The organism is Candidatus Pristimantibacillus lignocellulolyticus (assembly GCA_023639215.1).
In the GTDB taxonomy this organism is placed as follows: Bacteria; Bacillota; Bacilli; order Paenibacillales; family Paenibacillaceae; genus Pristimantibacillus; species Pristimantibacillus lignocellulolyticus.
In genome coordinates, this window is sequence record CP097899.1 from 2,063,400 (window position 1) to 2,079,248 (window position 15,849).

Below are 15,849 nucleotides of genomic sequence, written 5' to 3' on the forward strand. Positions count from 1 at the left end.
GTAGCCCTAACACTTTTAACTTTTAACTTTTATTTTGCATTTGCAATCGCTTCGTTAATACGATCGTTAATGTCATTAAGCATTTCTTCTGCTGTTGCACCTTCAGCAAGAACCTCAACTAAACCATCTTTCAGATCAGAACTGAATTTAGGAACAATTGTTTGTTTTGACCAATCTTCTGCAGCAGCGGGAATCGTATTATTAAGCTCATCTGCAAATATAGCAAACATTTCTTTACCGAACGCATAGTCCAGATCAGCACTGTCTTTACGAGGGCTCATAAATAGTGATTCCTGATTGAATTTGGAATTAACTTCTTTACTTGAAAGATAAGCAATAAAGTTAGCTGCTTCTTCTTCAACACCTGACTTTTGGAAAGCCATTACAAATTTGCCGCCTGGTACGGAAGAACGGTTTTTTGCTATTGGCATATACGTAACGCCCCATTCAAAATCAGTAATATCTTTATAGTTACTTACCATCCAGTTACCAGAAAGGTGAGCAGCAACGGTTCCTGTGCGGAACAAATTGTTTGGATTTTCTCCACCTAGCCATATAGACTTAGGAATGATGCCATCATCATGCATTTTTTTGAAGTAATTAACAGCTTCAATACCGGCTTCGTTGTTAATCGTTCCTTCTGTTCCTTCAGAATTAATCATGCTACCGCCAAATTGATACAGTAGAGTAGACCAACGATGCGGTGTGAAATCCCACACTAGACCATATTTTGCGTCAGACTTTTCCATTACTTCTTTTAGTGAAGCATTGAATTCATCCCAAGTCCAAATATCGTCGCTAGAAGTAGGAACAGCTACACCTGCTTGATCAAACAACGTTTTATTATAGATAATTCCGTTTGCAGTAACATCCATTGGAGAAGCTACAACTTTATTATCGATCACATAATAAGGCTTAATCGAATCGATAAACTGTGATGTGAATGTGTCAACACCATCAAGCTGTTCACCTAAATCTACCGCGAAGTTGGAGAAGGAACCAATCTCAGTAGTACTGATACGTGCTAATGCTGGGGGTTTACCACCAGAAACCATTGTTTTTAACTTTGTAGATAGATCATTGTAAGCGACTTCAATTAGCTGAATATCAACATTAGTATTTTCTTTTTCATAGTCGGCAATAATATTCTCCATAACTTTGCCCTCATCACCATCTGAGAACCATACAAAATCTAACTTAACGTTCTTCTTAGACGAATCACTACTATTTCCTTCGGTGTTGTTAGTAGATCCACAACCAGCTACAACCAAACTTAGAACTAAAGTAAACACTAACAATATCAAGCCTTTTGAATTTAATTTCATAATTTTCATCCCCTTAATATGTTTTCACTAGCTTTTCGAAAAGTTTGTGGTGAGAAACCTGCATATTGTTTAAATGTTCTACTGAAATGAATGGTGGAATTGAATCCAATCAATTCACCTATTTGATTAATTGAACGTTGACTCTCTACTAATAATCGCTTGGCTTCATCTACACGTTTACGCATAATATAGCTGTTAATAGTGTAGCCTGTAACTTCCTTAAAGCAATGGCACATATAATATTTACTAAGATGTAGATTAACCGACATGGTATCCAAGCTTTCGTTCTCTTTGTAGATTTGATTCACATATTGCAAAATACGTTGAACCGTCATTTGACTGTTAGTTGGTTGAGATGATGATGTAATTTCTACAAGATATTTTGACTTACGATAGATATGAATTAGAAACTGAGTTAAAGATGATTTGAGCATGTAGTCATAGCCTACTAATTCTTTTTGATTTTCGTTATACAGTGTTTCGAAATATCTCTTGATCTCTTCTCTTTCTTCAGGTAACCATTGAATGCGTAAACCGTTAGGATTTTCAAATACTTTAAGTAGCTTTGAATACAGTTCAGCAGGTAATTCTTCTTCGATGAATGTGGGTAAGAAATTAATGTAGCTTCTTACGTACTTCACATCATTGGAGGGGTTAACCCTATGGATAGTTTCTCCACTAAATAGCAACATATCCCCTGGTAGTAAGTCATAGATAGTATCACCAATAATATAATTAGCTTGTCCTTGAATAAAGTAGAAGATTTCTAATCCTTTGTGTGTGTGCAAGGGCCACTGATATTGCCATTCATCGAAGTGTGATCGCACATAAATTTTGTTATTACTAAGAGCAATATTTGTTGGTGTATGAATCATTAAAGAAATTTGAATCCCCCCTGATTTTATGATGAATGCAAGAGATATATGGATTTTGTTAAGATTAATTAAAATATTAACACATATATTTGTAAGCGCATACACTAATATTGCTACTAACTTAACCAATATTGCTGAAAATATTCATGAAATACTAGGGCAATATTAATATGTAATCGTAGATGTTGTTTAAGCATCATGCAAAATACATCAGAGGACGAACTAAAGAGTCGCAACCTAAGATATCGTTAAACAGCGAAAAGCATCTATAGAAGACTCGTAGTTGACGAGTTTTCTATAGATGCTTTTTCGTTTATTATTCAACCGATTAATCGATCTTTCTTACAGCGAACCATAGTTCAACGTAGTTAATCTCATCTTTGCCACCATAGATTTCGAATTCCATGCCATCAACTTGTTCATAGCCCGCCGTAGGTAACCATTCTGAGTAGAATCGTCGGTATAACGTCTCGATGGCGGTATCAAATGTATCCCATGTGAATGGATCCGAAGGGAATATTGCCCAAGTATGAGATGGGATTGTGACTGTAGTATATCCCTCTGTGTTACTAGACGGATTGTTGAAGGCACAAAGCATATACGGGAAAGTATTATCATCAGTTTTTCTGTAGCTGCAGAGGGCATGCACCTTATATAGATCCTGACTTACAAAAGCAGGTAGGTCACCTGCATTAGCAGCAAGTCTCTCAACTTCACCATTTGCATGACTTTGCCCCCAGAACTGAGCAGGCGTATCTATTTCTTCGCTGCCTCCGCTTGCTTGAAACACTCTTTCCATGCCAAACACCTGAAAAGACTCCTTTGTCTCGATACGATAATTCATCGCTTCTGCTCCTTTAATCGTAATAAGGAAGGAGAGCCTAGGATAAGCTTTGAGCGCAATTCCATCTTGGCGGGCCTTTGTAGGAGTAACGCCATGCACTAATTGGAATGCTCGAGCGAAAGAAACCGGAGATTCGTAGCCATATTTCAGAGCTATATCGATTACTTTACTGTCATCACTATTTTGGAATTCAAGTGCAGCTAACGTAAGTCGTCTACGTCGAATATATTCCGCAAGTGTTACATTGGTAATGAATGAAAACATTCTTTGGAATTCATGCGAAGAACAGCAAGCTCTATGAGCAACTTCCATTAATTCAATCTCTCCACATAAATTCATCTCGATATAATCCATCGCCCGATTCATTCTCGTAAGCCAATCCATCCCATCCCCTCCTCTTAATAAAAGTATAAAGAAGCTAAAGCATCGTCTCGCAACTAATTGTGCACAACTAAGTTGTTATAGATTCTACTGTATTATTATCACCATATAATTTATTCAAATGGTCCACATGATTTACTCCCCACTCATGGATTGCCTGTAAAGCAGTACTCATGCTTTTTCCATATTGTGTAATAGAGTATTCAACCTTTGGCGGAATTTGGCGATACACTTCGCGATGTATGATATCGTGATATTCTAATTCTCTCAATTGTTGGGTTAGCATTTTTTTTGATATGTCGGGAATTGCTCGTTGCAATTCACTGAATCTCATTGTGCCATTGGAGAAAAGTTGATACAAAATAACAGGTTTCCACTTACCAACAAGAATCTCTAAGGCGGTTTCTACTTTACAAGTATCGGACATTTCATATCCTCCTACAATTTTTCTAAGCATACTAGTTAAGCTTCCACGTACAGAAAAATACATCGGAAGTATAAACATATGAAACGAATATTGAATCAAGAAAGTAGGTTACTTTTTGGAGACTAGGTGAATTTAAAGTGCCTACTTACAATAAATAAACTTTGAGATTATTATAATACCGTGAGGAAGATGAATACAAGAGAACGTTATATCAAATAGATCTCATGCATATATTTAGATGTTTAATATGGGTTTTGATCTATTAGCGAGTAAACATAGAATCAACAAAGGGAGGTATTATGTATGAATATTGCATTATGGATCGTACAAGGACTTTTAGCTTTAATGTTTATTGCGGCTGGTTCGATGAAAGCTTTCCAGTATGAAAAAGCAAAAACTTCTTTGCCTTGGGTGAAAGATTATTCCAGAGGTTATGTCGCATTTATAGGGATTTCAGAAGTACTGGGTGGAATTGGCTTGATCGTACCTTTTGCTACCGGAATAGCATCTGTGTTAACATCGATTGCAGCAATTTCGCTAGCATTTATCATGGTTTTGGCTGCGGTGTTCCATGCTAAACGTAAAGAATATCCAGGAATGGTTATGAACATGATATTACTTGCGTTAGCCGTATTTGTAGCAATCGGTCGTTTCTAATTAGTTGCTTCAATAGTAGAAGAAGACTGAAAAAGCATAACATTCCTGTGCAGAAGAAGTATCGTGGATTAGATCATGGCGTTTTCCCGATTATGATGCATGCTTTCCCCGAAGCTGATATTCCGATTGTACCTGTTTCAGTTAATCCATTTTTACCTGCTAGGGAGCAAATTGCGATTGGTGAAGCATTACAAGGATTAGATAAAGAAGGGATACTCGTCATAGGAAGTGGTTTTCTAAGCCATAATTTCAATGAATTCGACCGCGATAAGGATGCACCTATTAAACCGTGGGTATTAGAATTTAGAGATTGGATCGTAGAGAAAGTGATAGCTAGAGATATTGAGTCCTTAAGTCGTTATGAAGATCTCGCTCCTCATGCTAAGTTAGCGGTGCCACGTGCAGAGCATTTTGTGCCGCTATTGATTGCACTTGGAAGTAGTACTCCAGATGGAGAGATTAGCGTATTATTTGATACGATTGAACATGGTAGCGGAACTACGCTTAGTCTTCAGTTTTAAACCTAGTGAGAAGAGGGAATAATCCTGCTTCTCACTAGGTTTTTTTGTTGTATCTTCTAGAATAAAGTACTGAAATGCATTTACAAATCGGTTATATTAAAATATACGGTTATTATTTTCTAATGCATATATGAAAGCAGTGAATAATATGAAATTAAAGAAGTCTATAGTACTACTTTTTTTACTATCTATCATTTTGGTAGGTTGCGCATCTAAGGATAATCGAATAGTTTACAAAGGCGAGAGTGAGAACTGGCTAGGTTCGTATACTATCAGCCAATCACCTAATAATGAATATTTTAACGTAGAGTGGCAATTCATCTATATAGGAAAGAGTAAACCCAAAGATAGTCTAATGACCTATGAGATTACCAGTAAACATGTGAATATAAAAGATGATGTAAATTTATTAGGAGATAGAATTAGAAATTCAAGTTCAACTTATAGCTATGATGAAAATGAATTAATACATGTATTAATTAATATCGATGGTAAAGATGAGTCATTGATTCTCCAACACAAATAACATCTGCAATCTGTAGTCTGATTTACATTATGAAAATGATATTCAATAATTCTCGAAAACTTTGCTGCAAATATTTAGATGAAGAATGCTATGGTATGATAAATCTAACCAGAACTTACATAATAAAGGGGGAGCGGAATGACTCATATATTATACATAGAAGATGAACGAGAGATTGGTAGCTTAGTATCTCAGCAATTAGTTGATCGGGGTTATGAAGTGACGTGGTTACAATCAGGTGAAGGTGCAGAAGGTCATGTGAATCAAGTAGATATCGTTATTCTTGATGTAATGTTGCCAGGATTGGACGGTTTTTCAATTGGCAAACGATTGAAGAGGGCAAGCGATTCACTGCCTATTTTAATGCTTTCAGCTAGAACGGCGATGGAAGATAAGATCGAAGGACTCAGCTTTGCGGACGACTATATTACGAAGCCATTTCATTTGGATGAATTGGTTGCGCGGATTGAAGTGTTACTTCGTCGTTTTCAGAAGCAAGAGCTAACGTTGATCATTCAGCATTTACACATTAATACAAAAGATATAAGTATTACGAATACGATAACTAACGAAGAAATTCAATTGACAGGTAAGCAATTTTTGTTATTCCAATGCTTTATTCGTCATCTTAATCAGATATTGTCTAAAAACCAATTGTATGAACAAGTATGGGGCGAAACTTATATTGAGGGTGATAAAACGTTAATGGTACATATTCGCTACCTAAGAGAAAAAATCGAAGTAGATCCTTCAAACCCGACAATTATTGAAACAATTCGTGGTATTGGATATCGGGTGAAGCAATGAGAAAACTATTCGGATCACTACAAGCAAAATATATGTTGCTTATCATTACTGCACTTGCCATTGTACAATTTGCATATTTATTAAGTGCAATGCTTATGTCAGGCATACAAAATCAATTCGAGACTAATGATTCTGCTGCAGTTTACTATGATGAGGTAGAGCATAGCTGGCATAACGATATTACTCGACTTACAGAAATAAATAGCGAAGCAATGAGTCGGATGTTCGAGAAGTGGTCTATTACGTATCCAGAAAGCTCAATGTTTTGGGTAGATGAGCAGGGAAACTTAGCTAGTAGCTGGCAAGTTTCTTGGGATATACCTAGTTATTGGACAAGTTCGTATACGGTGTCCTTTATGAAAGAGCGCTATGGTGGTGATCCGTTTACTGTCGTTTCGGTAGTAGGAGATCAGGCTAAACGAGGATTTGCTGTATTAGAAATACCGCGCTCGGTATTCAACCCACCATTAATGAAAATATATGATCAGTATGGACAGTGGCTTATTATCGGTGTGGTCTTAATTATTACGCTGTTCATTGTCATCTCCTATTTGTTTTTCAGAAGTATTCGCAAACGATTACTACATTTGCAGAAGGCGATGAATAACCGTAATGGCGATGGACTCCCCATTCCAATTGCAATTAGTCGTACAGATGAGATTGGCCAACTGGAGAACGCATTTAACCATATGGTTACGGAACTTAATGAAAGTAAACTTCGCGAACAGGAAGAGGAACGCATTCGTCAGGAGCTTATTGCTAATTTATCACATGATCTGAGAACACCATTAACGAAAATTCAGTCCAATGCGTATTCATTAACAAAGTTAAATTTACCAGTTGAAAGTGAACAAGCAGTACACTCGCTGCAACGATCGGTTGAGCAAATCGATACATTAATAGAAAATTTAATGTCGTATACGCTTTTAATGAGCCATAAGTATCGATTAGAGATGAAGGATGTTATGATGATTCGTTTCTTACGGGAGCATCTAGCTACTTGGTATGCGACCTTTGAGAAAGCAGATTTTGAGATTGATGTTTCACTTGACGGAATGCCAGAGTTTGTCTGGAAGGTTGATCCGATATGGCTAGGGCGAATTATGGATAATCTATTTCAAAATGTACTACGACATGCGAGTAGTGGGCGATATATTGGTCTAAAGGTTGAATCAAAACATGGCTATGATGCAATTATTATTGTCGATCATGGTGGTGGTATGGATAGTCCGTCTAATGAAAGTGGAGCGGGAATTGGTCTGTCCATCGTAGATATGATGGTTAACGGCATGAATTTGGTATGGTCTATGCAGTCTGATGAGCAAGGATTAACAGTAGAGATACGTAGAACACACCAGTAGTTAATAGTGCTAATTAACTAATAGTGGGAGTGTGAAATGTGAAAAAAATATTATTGGTTTGTATTATGATAATGTTGATGCTAGCATCGGCTTGTGGAAATGTTGAAATGACATCAACTTCAAATACTTCCAGTGAGCCTAAACCTGAAACGGATGAGTCTATTATTCCAAAAAACACATCCGAATATTGCACTGTAGGACGTATAAATTTGGATAGTGAAACTGAAAAATATTTCTATGGAACTTGGAAAGTTGAGAAGCTTTTAGGATTTGCAAATTCATATAATGATGCTTCTGAATATCCAACAGGGCAAAAATTTATTGGAGATGAAATTATCATTAAAAAAGACTTTTTTTCATCAAAAGGACTTAAAAACTATAGTGATTATCAATATGAACAAAAAAATCCATTATATGAGATTACAGCGACATGTTATAACTCTGACTCTTTTTATAGATTATATAAAATAGATATCCCAGACTTAAATATAAATGATGTAATAAAAGCAATAGATATTAACATACCTGTAAGTCTAAGTTTTTTAGCTGTTAATAACGATAGGCTTATCCTGTTATCAGAGGCAACTATTTTTGAGCTTGAAAAAATTACTGATTAAATGAAAATGCCTGTGAATATAATTTTTCAAACAAGAAAGGTCACCCTTTAGGGTGCTGCACCCCAAAAGTTAGATTTTAACTTTAACTTTTAGGGGTCACTACCTAGGCTGACCTTTCTTGTTTATGTCGTAAAACGATTAAACAATACTTGATATTTGTGAGTATACATACTGCATTTTCAGCGAGTTAAATCTTGAAATTCATGGTGGTCCATCTATCCGAACATTAGAAAACTATATATTAATGCATTGAACTTCCCAAGTTCGCTTTTTATTCGAAGTCGAATAAGCTTCGAAGTCAATTATCGTAATCAAAGCCCACGTTTTAAACAAAATTTAACCTTTGGCAACACCTCCCTTTAACCTTGACTCTCTATACTCAAATATGAGGTGAGAGAAATGGAATATATTATAGAGACAAAGCGATTATCGAAATCATTTGGAAAAGAACGAGCAGTAAATAGTATAAACATGAGGATTAGACAAGGTGAAATCTATGGGTTTCTTGGTCCGAATGGTGCGGGTAAGACAACGACGATCAGGATGCTACTAGGGTTAATGAAGGCATCATCGGGAAGTATTCAAATTTTCGGCAAAGACATTACGAAAAATAAGCTGGAAATATTGCGAGACATTGGTTCACTAGTAGAGAACCCCTCATATTATCCACATTTGACTGCATATGAAAACTTGGAAGTCATACGTAAAGTAATCAATGTACCAAAAGCACGTATTGATGAAGTATTAGAAATAGTAAGGTTAACAGATGTGAAGCGCAAGAAGGTCAAAGGATTTTCACTTGGAATGAAGCAAAGATTGGGAATCGCAGCGGCCTTATTACATCAACCTAAACTATTAATTTTAGATGAGCCTACGAATGGTCTTGATCCAGCTGGTATTATTGAAATTCGTGAACTTATTAAAAGTTTACCCTCTCGTTATGGGATGACTGTACTTATCTCAAGTCACTTATTATCTGAAATTGACCAAATGGCGACTTCGGTAGGTGTTGTGTCTAAAGGTGAACTTGTATTTCAAGATTCAATTGGACAAATGCGTCAAATAGCTAAAGCGAAAATCATTATTCAATGCAGTGATGTTATGCAAGCAAGTCAACTGCTGAAAGGTATAGAAATTCCACTCGAAGTTGAAGAGGACAGCATTCATTTGCTTGAGCCAACGAATGAATGTGTAGCTAATGTAGTTAGCACCTTAGTTCATAAAGGGCACCAAATCTATCGTGTGGAGGAAGTAAAACGCTCACTAGAAGAAATCTTCCTGCAGATGACTGAAATGGGGCAGAGACGATGATAACCCAATTGTTAAGTGCCGAATGGCTGAAAATTAAGCGCAAAGGGTTATGGTTTCTAGCATTGTTGGGACCAGTTGGCGTTGTTGCTCTACAGATGGTCAATTACGGTGTACGTAAAGACTATTTGTTATCGCAAAGCGATGATGATTGGAGCTATTATCTATCTAATGTAGCAGGATTTACTCCTTTGGCGTTAGTATTAGGCCTTGTTATTCTTACTTCGTTTATGGCTAGTATCGAGAATGAAACAAACGCATGGAAACAGTGGATCGCACTGCCAATTTCAAAAATGAGCGTTTATGTTTCTAAATTTATTATTGTAGCTATTCTTTTATTTGTTTCGTCTTGCATCCTTGCTATCGTAACATTACTGTATGGCAGGACATTGGGGCTTGGTGAAAATATCCCATGGTTACAACTTCTATCGAATAGTTTCTACCCATATCTAGCATGTTTAGCTTTAGTTGGACTTCATCTGTGGTTCGCTGTCATTATACCGAATCAAGGCGTTACAATTTCTATTGGCATTATGGGTGTGATTATATGTATGATGTCTTATTATTTGCCTGATTGGGTCATATGGAAGTGGCCAACGTTAATGAATGATTGGAATAATCCATTGATTAATGTAGCTATTGGTGTAGGCACAGCAATCATTCTATTAGTTATCGGTATGTGGGATTTCAATAGAAGGGATGTGGCCTAAGTGGGAAGATTGCTACTAGCAGAATGGTATAAGTTAAGAAAGACAAATATTATTCCATTCATACTAATCGGGCCAGCACTTGTGTTAGCTATTGCATGTAATGTCGAGTTAGATATGGAAGGTACCGAGAATTTTCAATATATTTATACTTCAATGATGGTTAACTTAGTGTATGCTGTTATGTTTCTGCCGCTTATGACGGGTGTTCTAGCTACTATTATATGCAGATATGAACATCAGGCGGGAGGATGGAAGCAATTATTCGCTTTACCAACGACGAGAGGAAAAGTCTATGTTTCTAAATTCGTAATCATTATCAGCATTACCCTTATTATGCAGTTGCTCTACGCACTAGTATTGCTTTCTGTCGGGTTAATGAAAGGTTATGGTGAACCTTTCCCGATGGTGCTTATTGTGAAGAGTATATTTGGTGGCTGGGTAGCGACATTACCACTCATTGCTCTGCAATTATGGCTATCTACTTTATTCAAGTCGTTTGCTGCACCTTTTGCAGTCAATGTTATTTTTACTATTCCGACTATTCTCGTTATGAATTCAGCGAAAGTTGCTCCTTATTATCCTTGGGCACAGCCCTTTGCGATGATGTACATTGCCGAGGATAAGCAGGATGTGTTTTTCATCCCATGGGAGCAACTCTTAACTGTAGTAGGTGGGAGTTTTATACTTTTCTTTGTCCTGGGTTATATATATCTACAAAGAAAAGAAGTTTGAGAGGTAGTTCAAAACATGCACTCGTGATCACGATGATTATGCTAACGCAGCACATTCGACATCGAATATGCCCCCCCATCGAAAGCCTGCGTGTGCTCACGTACACAAAACGTACGCTGTGCTACTCGTTTCCGCTGTGGGTCATCTTCTTGGTGCTGACAAGCGGATGTTTTGAACTTTCATTGTAAGAGGTAGTTCAAAACATGCACTCGTGATCACGATGATTATGCTAACGCAGCATATTCGACATCGAATATGCCCCCCCATCGAAAGCCTGCGTGTGCTCACGTACACAAAACGTACGCTGTGCTACTCGTTTCCGCTGTGGGTCATCTTCTTGGTGCTGACAAGCGGATGTTTTGAACTTTCATTGTAAGAGGTAGTTCAAAATGGGGGCTTTGATAACGATGACTGGCTCCGAAGTGGATTCGACATCGAATATGAATTGAACATGGGAAGAGAAGTAGAAAGACAGGTAATCACGCAGGTGATTCCTTGTCTTTTTTTGCAGTATTTTGCGATATGATTCCACAGAGTTTCCAGTTTCGTCAATTTCCGGGGAAATAATGTAGATGATTTTTCTAGTAAGTGTTCTCTTATTTGTGCATAATTAAGTGAAATGAGTAGTGTGACAAAGAAGAGATTAACAAGATTACCTCTATATGAGAAGATAATATTTAATAGAAATGAGAGAAAATCATGAACAACATAACATTTGAACAGATACATATATTGGGGCATTTAATTAAAGAAAATGAAATTTACCGACAATACCATTACCCAGAAATGCTAAATCGCTATGATAGCAATTTTATAGAGTGGATGAAGATGCCGACATTAACACAATTTCAAGATGTTGAACAATCATTAAAAACTTTTCATCAAGCGAATAATCAGCAACATATTAAATTCATTTTCCCCGCCAATGAAAAGATCTCAGAAGAGATTACGAAGTACTTAACGACAGAAAGCTATACGATTGGCTTTTTAGAATTGTACGCGATTCAACCAAGTGTGTTCACAGTTGCGAAAAATGTAGCCATCGACGTTGAGCTCGTTACAGATTCTAATATAGAGCACTTTTTGAAGCTGCAATATGATGAAGATTTGAAGTATGGTGAGGGCTTTGCCAAAGATAAGCAGCATTTACTCCTACGTCAATTTCAAGATAGAAGTAAGCAGCAAATCATTGCATACTATGACGGTATCCCCTCTGGATCAGCCGAAATTATTGAACAAGCTGAAACGGTAGAAATTGATAATTTATTTGTAATCGGAGAGTTGCAGCGTAACGGCATCGGTGGTCAGATTCAGCGATTTGTGATGGATAAGTATGAACATAAAACTGTTATTCTACTTGCAGATGGTGAGGATACAGCGAGAGAAATGTATCAAAAGCAAAATTATGAATATCAAGGATTCCGATTCGAAGTGTTGAAAGTTGAAAATTAAAGGTTTTATTTTTAATTTATAGTTACAAGGAAACAATGACTATGATATGATATCGAAGGCTGTTCAAGATAAGCCATATATAATTCTAAATAACATATCATTTTAATTAAAGCCGGGGGCAACTATGACAACACATTCAAATCAATCGGTAAAAATCATGACAGCAGATCCAGGAGCAATTGGCCTATTTGGATTGGCAATCGTAACACTTGTTGCATCTTCGCAAAAGCTTGGAATAACTTCAGGACTCAGCTTCGTTATTCCATGGGCTATTTTTCTAGGTGCATTCGCCCAGCTCTTTGCAGCAATCCAAGATGCGAAACATAATAATACTTTTGGTATGACAGCTTTCGCAGCTTATGGCTTTTTTTGGCTTGGGGTGGGCAGTAGTTGGTTAATAAAGCTAGGAGCGTTCGGTCCAATATTAATGGGCGACGTAGATAGTAAACAATTAGGATTTGCGTTTCTGGGTTATCTAATTTTCACTTTATTTATGACGATCGGTGCGATGGAAACACATAAAGTACTCTTTATTATTTTTGTGTTAATTGATTTTCTTTTCATAGGATTGACACTTGATGCATTTGGAGTCGCACCTCATATATTCCATACGCTAGCGGCTTATGCTGAGCTTGGAATTGCTATCATGTCATTATATGGATGCGGTGCATCTGTACTAAATATTCATTTTGGACGTACGTTCCTTCCACTTGGTTCACCATTTGGTATTTTTAAAAAGTAAATAAGGTAGCTAATTTTGCTTAGCTACGTTAAAAAACCTCTTATGTCCACTAGTAGTAGACATAAGAGGTTCTTTTCTATATGTATAGCAAAAGATCACTTAGCTTAAGAACTTTACAGACCTATAGCAATAATAATAGTGAAACCATTAATAAGACCGTGTACGATAATTGCGGGCCAAATTGAACCAGTGCGTTCATAGATCCAAGCTAATACTAATCCGTCTAAAAAGTTTATTGGCATCGTGTTAGTTGTTGGATAATGAGCGATCATAAAAATAAATGCACTTACAATCAATCCTCCACCAAAGCCAATCCTATTTCGAAGCCAGCGATAAATAAAACCACGATAAAATATTTCCTCATAAATAGGAGAGATGACTGCTGCCGAGATCAAAGCAATAGCTATTGAGAATGGGCTAAGATTTTGCATAAGACTTTCAGTTTTACTATTCTCTGTTGGATTACCAAGATAGCTTGTAATAACTAATATTACAGTTCCAATAATCATTAGAAAAGCCGTGGTCAACAAAATAGTTTTCCAATGTGCCGTCGGAAAGCGACGTAATCCTAATTCACCCCAAGTTAGACGTTGAGGATAAATAGCAATAAAGTACACACCGAGCATTAAAACGATAGCTATCGTTAGTCCCGTTAACGTTCCAGAGTATAGCGTGTTATCAAACCAAACATTATATACGGATTGTATATAAGTTTTTACGAAAAACATTACAATAATAAATTCAAGAAAAATAACACAGGCGAAAGTTTTCCAGTTCCAAGGATCATCATTTCTCAGTTTTGTAGTTCGTTGGGGCAATAATGTCATCGTAAGTTCTCCTCTATTGTTCATGATATAATACGACTATACTAGGTGACGTAGGGGAACCTGCAAGCTAATTTTGGAGGTAAGTATGAATTACTGGACGACAGGGCAAGTTTCTAAGCAACATCATGTTTCGGTGCGTACACTTCGCTATTATGATCAAATTGGTTTGTTGCAGCCAAGCTATAAGAATGAGATTGGACGACGCTTTTATTCAGAAGAAGATTTGTTTACTTTAGAGAAGATAACAGTTCTAAAATCTCTATCACTATCACTAGAAGATATTCAATCCGTACTATTAAACTTTTCATATCGAGAGATTTTGGTGGCACATTATAATCATTTACAAGTTCAGTTAGCTGATCTACAGCAAAGCATTGCCAATACTACCTCGTTAATTAATATTGCTGATATAGAAGGTGAACTTAGCTGGCAACATATTTCACATCTCGTCGAGAAGAGTAAAGATAGAGAACATCGATGGACAGATTATTTCAGTAAAGATGAGAATATTATCCTTGAAAAAACATTACCGAGTATAGAGCAGAACAGTTTACAAATACAACAATACATAAGGCTTATTAAGCAGATTGAAAAATACATGGCATTAGGCATTCCTCCAGAAAGTAAAGAAGGACATGCTATTGCGGAAGAATTAGTAATGATGTCCGATGAAACCTTTGGGGGAGACCAAGAACTAATAGAAAAGTTTTGGGAGATACGTAAGAAACCAACCGAGGAGACAGGACTATATCCTGTGTCGCCTGATGTCATTGATTTCGTTGAACGTTGTATTGTAAATTGGACGGAGTTGCATCAACCATAGTAACTTCAACAGTAATAATCTGATGGAAGGTACCTAGCTACTTAATAAGTAAAAAATGATCTACTTCGGGTGTAATTTTTTATTCGGAAAGCAATAATGTATAATGAATTAATGATCGAAAATCAGCTTTTATAAGGAGTGGTGTATGATGGGTAGACTAACAGGTAAAGTTGCGATTATTACAGGTGGAGCACGCGGTATGGGTGAATCTCATGTAAGAAAATTTATTGCTGAAGGTGCAAAAGTAGTAATTACAGACCTAAATGAGGAAAGTGGTAACGCACTTGCAAATGAATTAGGTGAAAATGCTACATTCGTAAAACAAGATGTTACTAGTGCTGCTGATTGGGAGAAAGTTATTGCTGAAACTGAAAATGCTTTTGGTCCAGTAAATATTCTAGTTAACAATGCTGGTATTAGCATGAATGTTTCTATCGCAGACATGACAGAAGCACAATATCGCAAAATTGTGGATATTAATCAGGTTTCTGTTTTCCTAGGCATGAAAGCTGTTCTTCCTTCCATGCAAAAAACTGAGAATGGCTCCATTGTAAATATTTCATCAATGAATGGTCTAGTTGCTGGTGCAATTGGCTACACTGATACGAAGTTTGCGGTTCGTGGTATGTCCAAAGCTGCTGCAATTGAATTTGCTAACTATGGTATTCGTGTAAACTCTGTTCATCCAGGTGTTATTGAAACTCCAATGGTTACACAAGGTGATGCTGCAGAAGTGATTAAGGAATTTGCAAAACATATCCCATTGAAACGTGTTGCGCAATCAGAAGAAGTTTCTAACCTTGTATTATTCTTAGCTTCAGATGAATCGAGCTATTCAACTGGGTCAGAATTTGTCATTGATGGTGGCTTAACTGCGAGATAATCTTTGATTATCGAATAGTTAGTAATCGTTA

The 15,849-nt window shown here is 36.8% G+C and carries 18 protein-coding genes; 13 read left to right on the top strand and 5 right to left on the bottom strand.

The window, feature by feature from the left end:
- Positions 1–29 precede the first annotated feature (29 nt).
- The 4 genes from NAG76_08685 to NAG76_08700 all read right to left on the bottom strand — a co-directional run bounded on the left by NAG76_08685 (position 30) and on the right by NAG76_08700 (position 3,852).
- Positions 30–1,325 (bottom strand): sugar ABC transporter substrate-binding protein, encoded by a 1,296-nt coding sequence (locus NAG76_08685; GenBank protein URN96272.1) that lies wholly within the window; start codon positions 1,323–1,325, stop codon positions 30–32.
- A gap of 5 nt (positions 1,326–1,330) precedes the next feature.
- On the bottom strand, positions 1,331–2,200 hold the full coding sequence (locus NAG76_08690; protein ID URN96273.1) for an AraC family transcriptional regulator: 870 nt from the start codon (positions 2,198–2,200) through the stop codon (positions 1,331–1,333).
- Positions 2,201–2,528: 328 nt separating this feature from the next.
- On the bottom strand, positions 2,529–3,428 hold the full coding sequence (locus tag NAG76_08695) for an AraC family transcriptional regulator (GenBank protein ID URN96274.1): 900 nt from the start codon (positions 3,426–3,428) through the stop codon (positions 2,529–2,531).
- 67 nt (positions 3,429–3,495) lie between these two features.
- On the bottom strand, positions 3,496–3,852 hold the full coding sequence (locus tag NAG76_08700; GenBank protein ID URN96275.1) for a helix-turn-helix transcriptional regulator: 357 nt from the start codon (positions 3,850–3,852) through the stop codon (positions 3,496–3,498).
- 303 nt (positions 3,853–4,155) lie between these two features.
- On the opposite strand from NAG76_08700, the gene NAG76_08705 reads away from it, so the two are divergent.
- The 11 genes from NAG76_08705 (at position 4,156) to NAG76_08755 (ending at position 13,285) form a co-directional block, all read left to right on the top strand.
- The gene (locus NAG76_08705; GenBank protein URN96276.1) at positions 4,156–4,509 is read left to right on the top strand and encodes a DoxX family protein; all 354 of its coding nucleotides are present in this window, start codon (positions 4,156–4,158) and stop codon (positions 4,507–4,509) included.
- A 47-nt stretch (positions 4,510–4,556) separates the two neighbouring features.
- A complete protein-coding gene (locus tag NAG76_08710) occupies positions 4,557–5,030 on the top strand; it encodes a dioxygenase (GenBank protein URN96277.1) in 474 nt (157 codons plus the stop codon).
- Positions 5,031–5,178: 148 nt separating this feature from the next.
- Complete coding sequence (locus tag NAG76_08715; GenBank protein URN96278.1) at positions 5,179–5,556, top strand: hypothetical protein; 378 nt, start codon at positions 5,179–5,181, stop codon at positions 5,554–5,556.
- Between the two features lie 138 nt (positions 5,557–5,694).
- Positions 5,695–6,363, top strand: a complete 669-nt coding sequence (locus NAG76_08720; GenBank protein URN96279.1) for a response regulator transcription factor — start codon at positions 5,695–5,697, stop codon at positions 6,361–6,363.
- The gene (locus NAG76_08725; protein ID URN96280.1) at positions 6,360–7,724 is read left to right on the top strand and encodes a HAMP domain-containing histidine kinase; all 1,365 of its coding nucleotides are present in this window, start codon (positions 6,360–6,362) and stop codon (positions 7,722–7,724) included. Before NAG76_08720 ends, NAG76_08725 begins: the two co-directional genes overlap by 4 nt.
- A 38-nt stretch (positions 7,725–7,762) precedes the next feature.
- Positions 7,763–8,341: a hypothetical protein gene (locus NAG76_08730; protein ID URN96281.1), complete on the top strand. Its 579-nt coding sequence runs from the start codon at positions 7,763–7,765 to the stop codon at positions 8,339–8,341.
- Positions 8,342–8,740: 399 nt separating this feature from the next.
- The gene (locus NAG76_08735; GenBank protein URN96282.1) at positions 8,741–9,652 is read left to right on the top strand and encodes an ATP-binding cassette domain-containing protein; all 912 of its coding nucleotides are present in this window, start codon (positions 8,741–8,743) and stop codon (positions 9,650–9,652) included.
- Positions 9,649–10,359 (top strand): ABC transporter permease, encoded by a 711-nt coding sequence (locus tag NAG76_08740; protein URN96283.1) that lies wholly within the window; start codon positions 9,649–9,651, stop codon positions 10,357–10,359. The genes NAG76_08735 and NAG76_08740 overlap by 4 nt, the downstream gene beginning before the upstream one ends.
- Positions 10,360–11,091, top strand: coding sequence for an ABC transporter permease (locus NAG76_08745; protein ID URN96284.1), 732 nt, complete (start codon positions 10,360–10,362; stop codon positions 11,089–11,091).
- 699 nt (positions 11,092–11,790) lie between these two features.
- A complete protein-coding gene (locus tag NAG76_08750) occupies positions 11,791–12,543 on the top strand; it encodes a GNAT family N-acetyltransferase (protein ID URN96285.1) in 753 nt (250 codons plus the stop codon).
- 124 nt (positions 12,544–12,667) lie between these two features.
- Positions 12,668–13,285: an acetate uptake transporter gene (locus NAG76_08755; protein ID URN96286.1), complete on the top strand. Its 618-nt coding sequence runs from the start codon at positions 12,668–12,670 to the stop codon at positions 13,283–13,285.
- Positions 13,286–13,398: 113 nt separating this feature from the next.
- Here NAG76_08755 and NAG76_08760 read toward each other — a convergent pair whose 3' ends face one another.
- Entirely contained in the window at positions 13,399–14,112 is a 714-nt protein-coding gene (locus NAG76_08760; protein URN96287.1) for a CPBP family intramembrane metalloprotease, read from the bottom strand.
- Positions 14,113–14,197: 85 nt separating this feature from the next.
- Here NAG76_08760 and NAG76_08765 point away from each other — a divergent pair, with 85 nt between their 5' ends.
- Positions 14,198–14,935: a MerR family transcriptional regulator gene (locus NAG76_08765; protein ID URN96288.1), complete on the top strand. Its 738-nt coding sequence runs from the start codon at positions 14,198–14,200 to the stop codon at positions 14,933–14,935.
- Between the two features lie 148 nt (positions 14,936–15,083).
- Positions 15,084–15,818 (top strand): glucose 1-dehydrogenase, encoded by a 735-nt coding sequence (locus NAG76_08770; protein ID URN96289.1) that lies wholly within the window; start codon positions 15,084–15,086, stop codon positions 15,816–15,818.
- The last annotated feature ends 31 nt before the right edge of the window (positions 15,819–15,849 follow it).

What these genes read in the sequence shown, in the direction of transcription:
- NAG76_08685 (URN96272.1), bottom strand. Translation starts at nt 1,325, where the DNA reads ATGAAATTAAATTCAAAAGGCTTGATATTGTTAGTGTTTACTTTAGTT.
- NAG76_08690 (URN96273.1), bottom strand. Translation starts at nt 2,200, where the DNA reads ATGATTCATACACCAACAAATATTGCTCTTAGTAATAACAAAATTTAT.
- NAG76_08695 (URN96274.1), bottom strand. Translation starts at nt 3,428, where the DNA reads ATGGATTGGCTTACGAGAATGAATCGGGCGATGGATTATATCGAGATG.
- NAG76_08700 (URN96275.1), bottom strand. Translation starts at nt 3,852, where the DNA reads ATGTCCGATACTTGTAAAGTAGAAACCGCCTTAGAGATTCTTGTTGGT.
- NAG76_08705 (URN96276.1), top strand. Translation starts at nt 4,156, where the DNA reads ATGAATATTGCATTATGGATCGTACAAGGACTTTTAGCTTTAATGTTT.
- NAG76_08715 (URN96278.1), top strand. Translation starts at nt 5,179, where the DNA reads ATGAAATTAAAGAAGTCTATAGTACTACTTTTTTTACTATCTATCATT.
- NAG76_08720 (URN96279.1), top strand. Translation starts at nt 5,695, where the DNA reads ATGACTCATATATTATACATAGAAGATGAACGAGAGATTGGTAGCTTA.
- NAG76_08725 (URN96280.1), top strand. Translation starts at nt 6,360, where the DNA reads ATGAGAAAACTATTCGGATCACTACAAGCAAAATATATGTTGCTTATC.
- NAG76_08735 (URN96282.1), top strand. Translation starts at nt 8,741, where the DNA reads ATGGAATATATTATAGAGACAAAGCGATTATCGAAATCATTTGGAAAA.
- NAG76_08740 (URN96283.1), top strand. Translation starts at nt 9,649, where the DNA reads ATGATAACCCAATTGTTAAGTGCCGAATGGCTGAAAATTAAGCGCAAA.
- NAG76_08750 (URN96285.1), top strand. Translation starts at nt 11,791, where the DNA reads ATGAACAACATAACATTTGAACAGATACATATATTGGGGCATTTAATT.
- NAG76_08755 (URN96286.1), top strand. Translation starts at nt 12,668, where the DNA reads ATGACAACACATTCAAATCAATCGGTAAAAATCATGACAGCAGATCCA.
- NAG76_08760 (URN96287.1), bottom strand. Translation starts at nt 14,112, where the DNA reads ATGACATTATTGCCCCAACGAACTACAAAACTGAGAAATGATGATCCT.
- NAG76_08765 (URN96288.1), top strand. Translation starts at nt 14,198, where the DNA reads ATGAATTACTGGACGACAGGGCAAGTTTCTAAGCAACATCATGTTTCG.
- NAG76_08770 (URN96289.1), top strand. Translation starts at nt 15,084, where the DNA reads ATGGGTAGACTAACAGGTAAAGTTGCGATTATTACAGGTGGAGCACGC.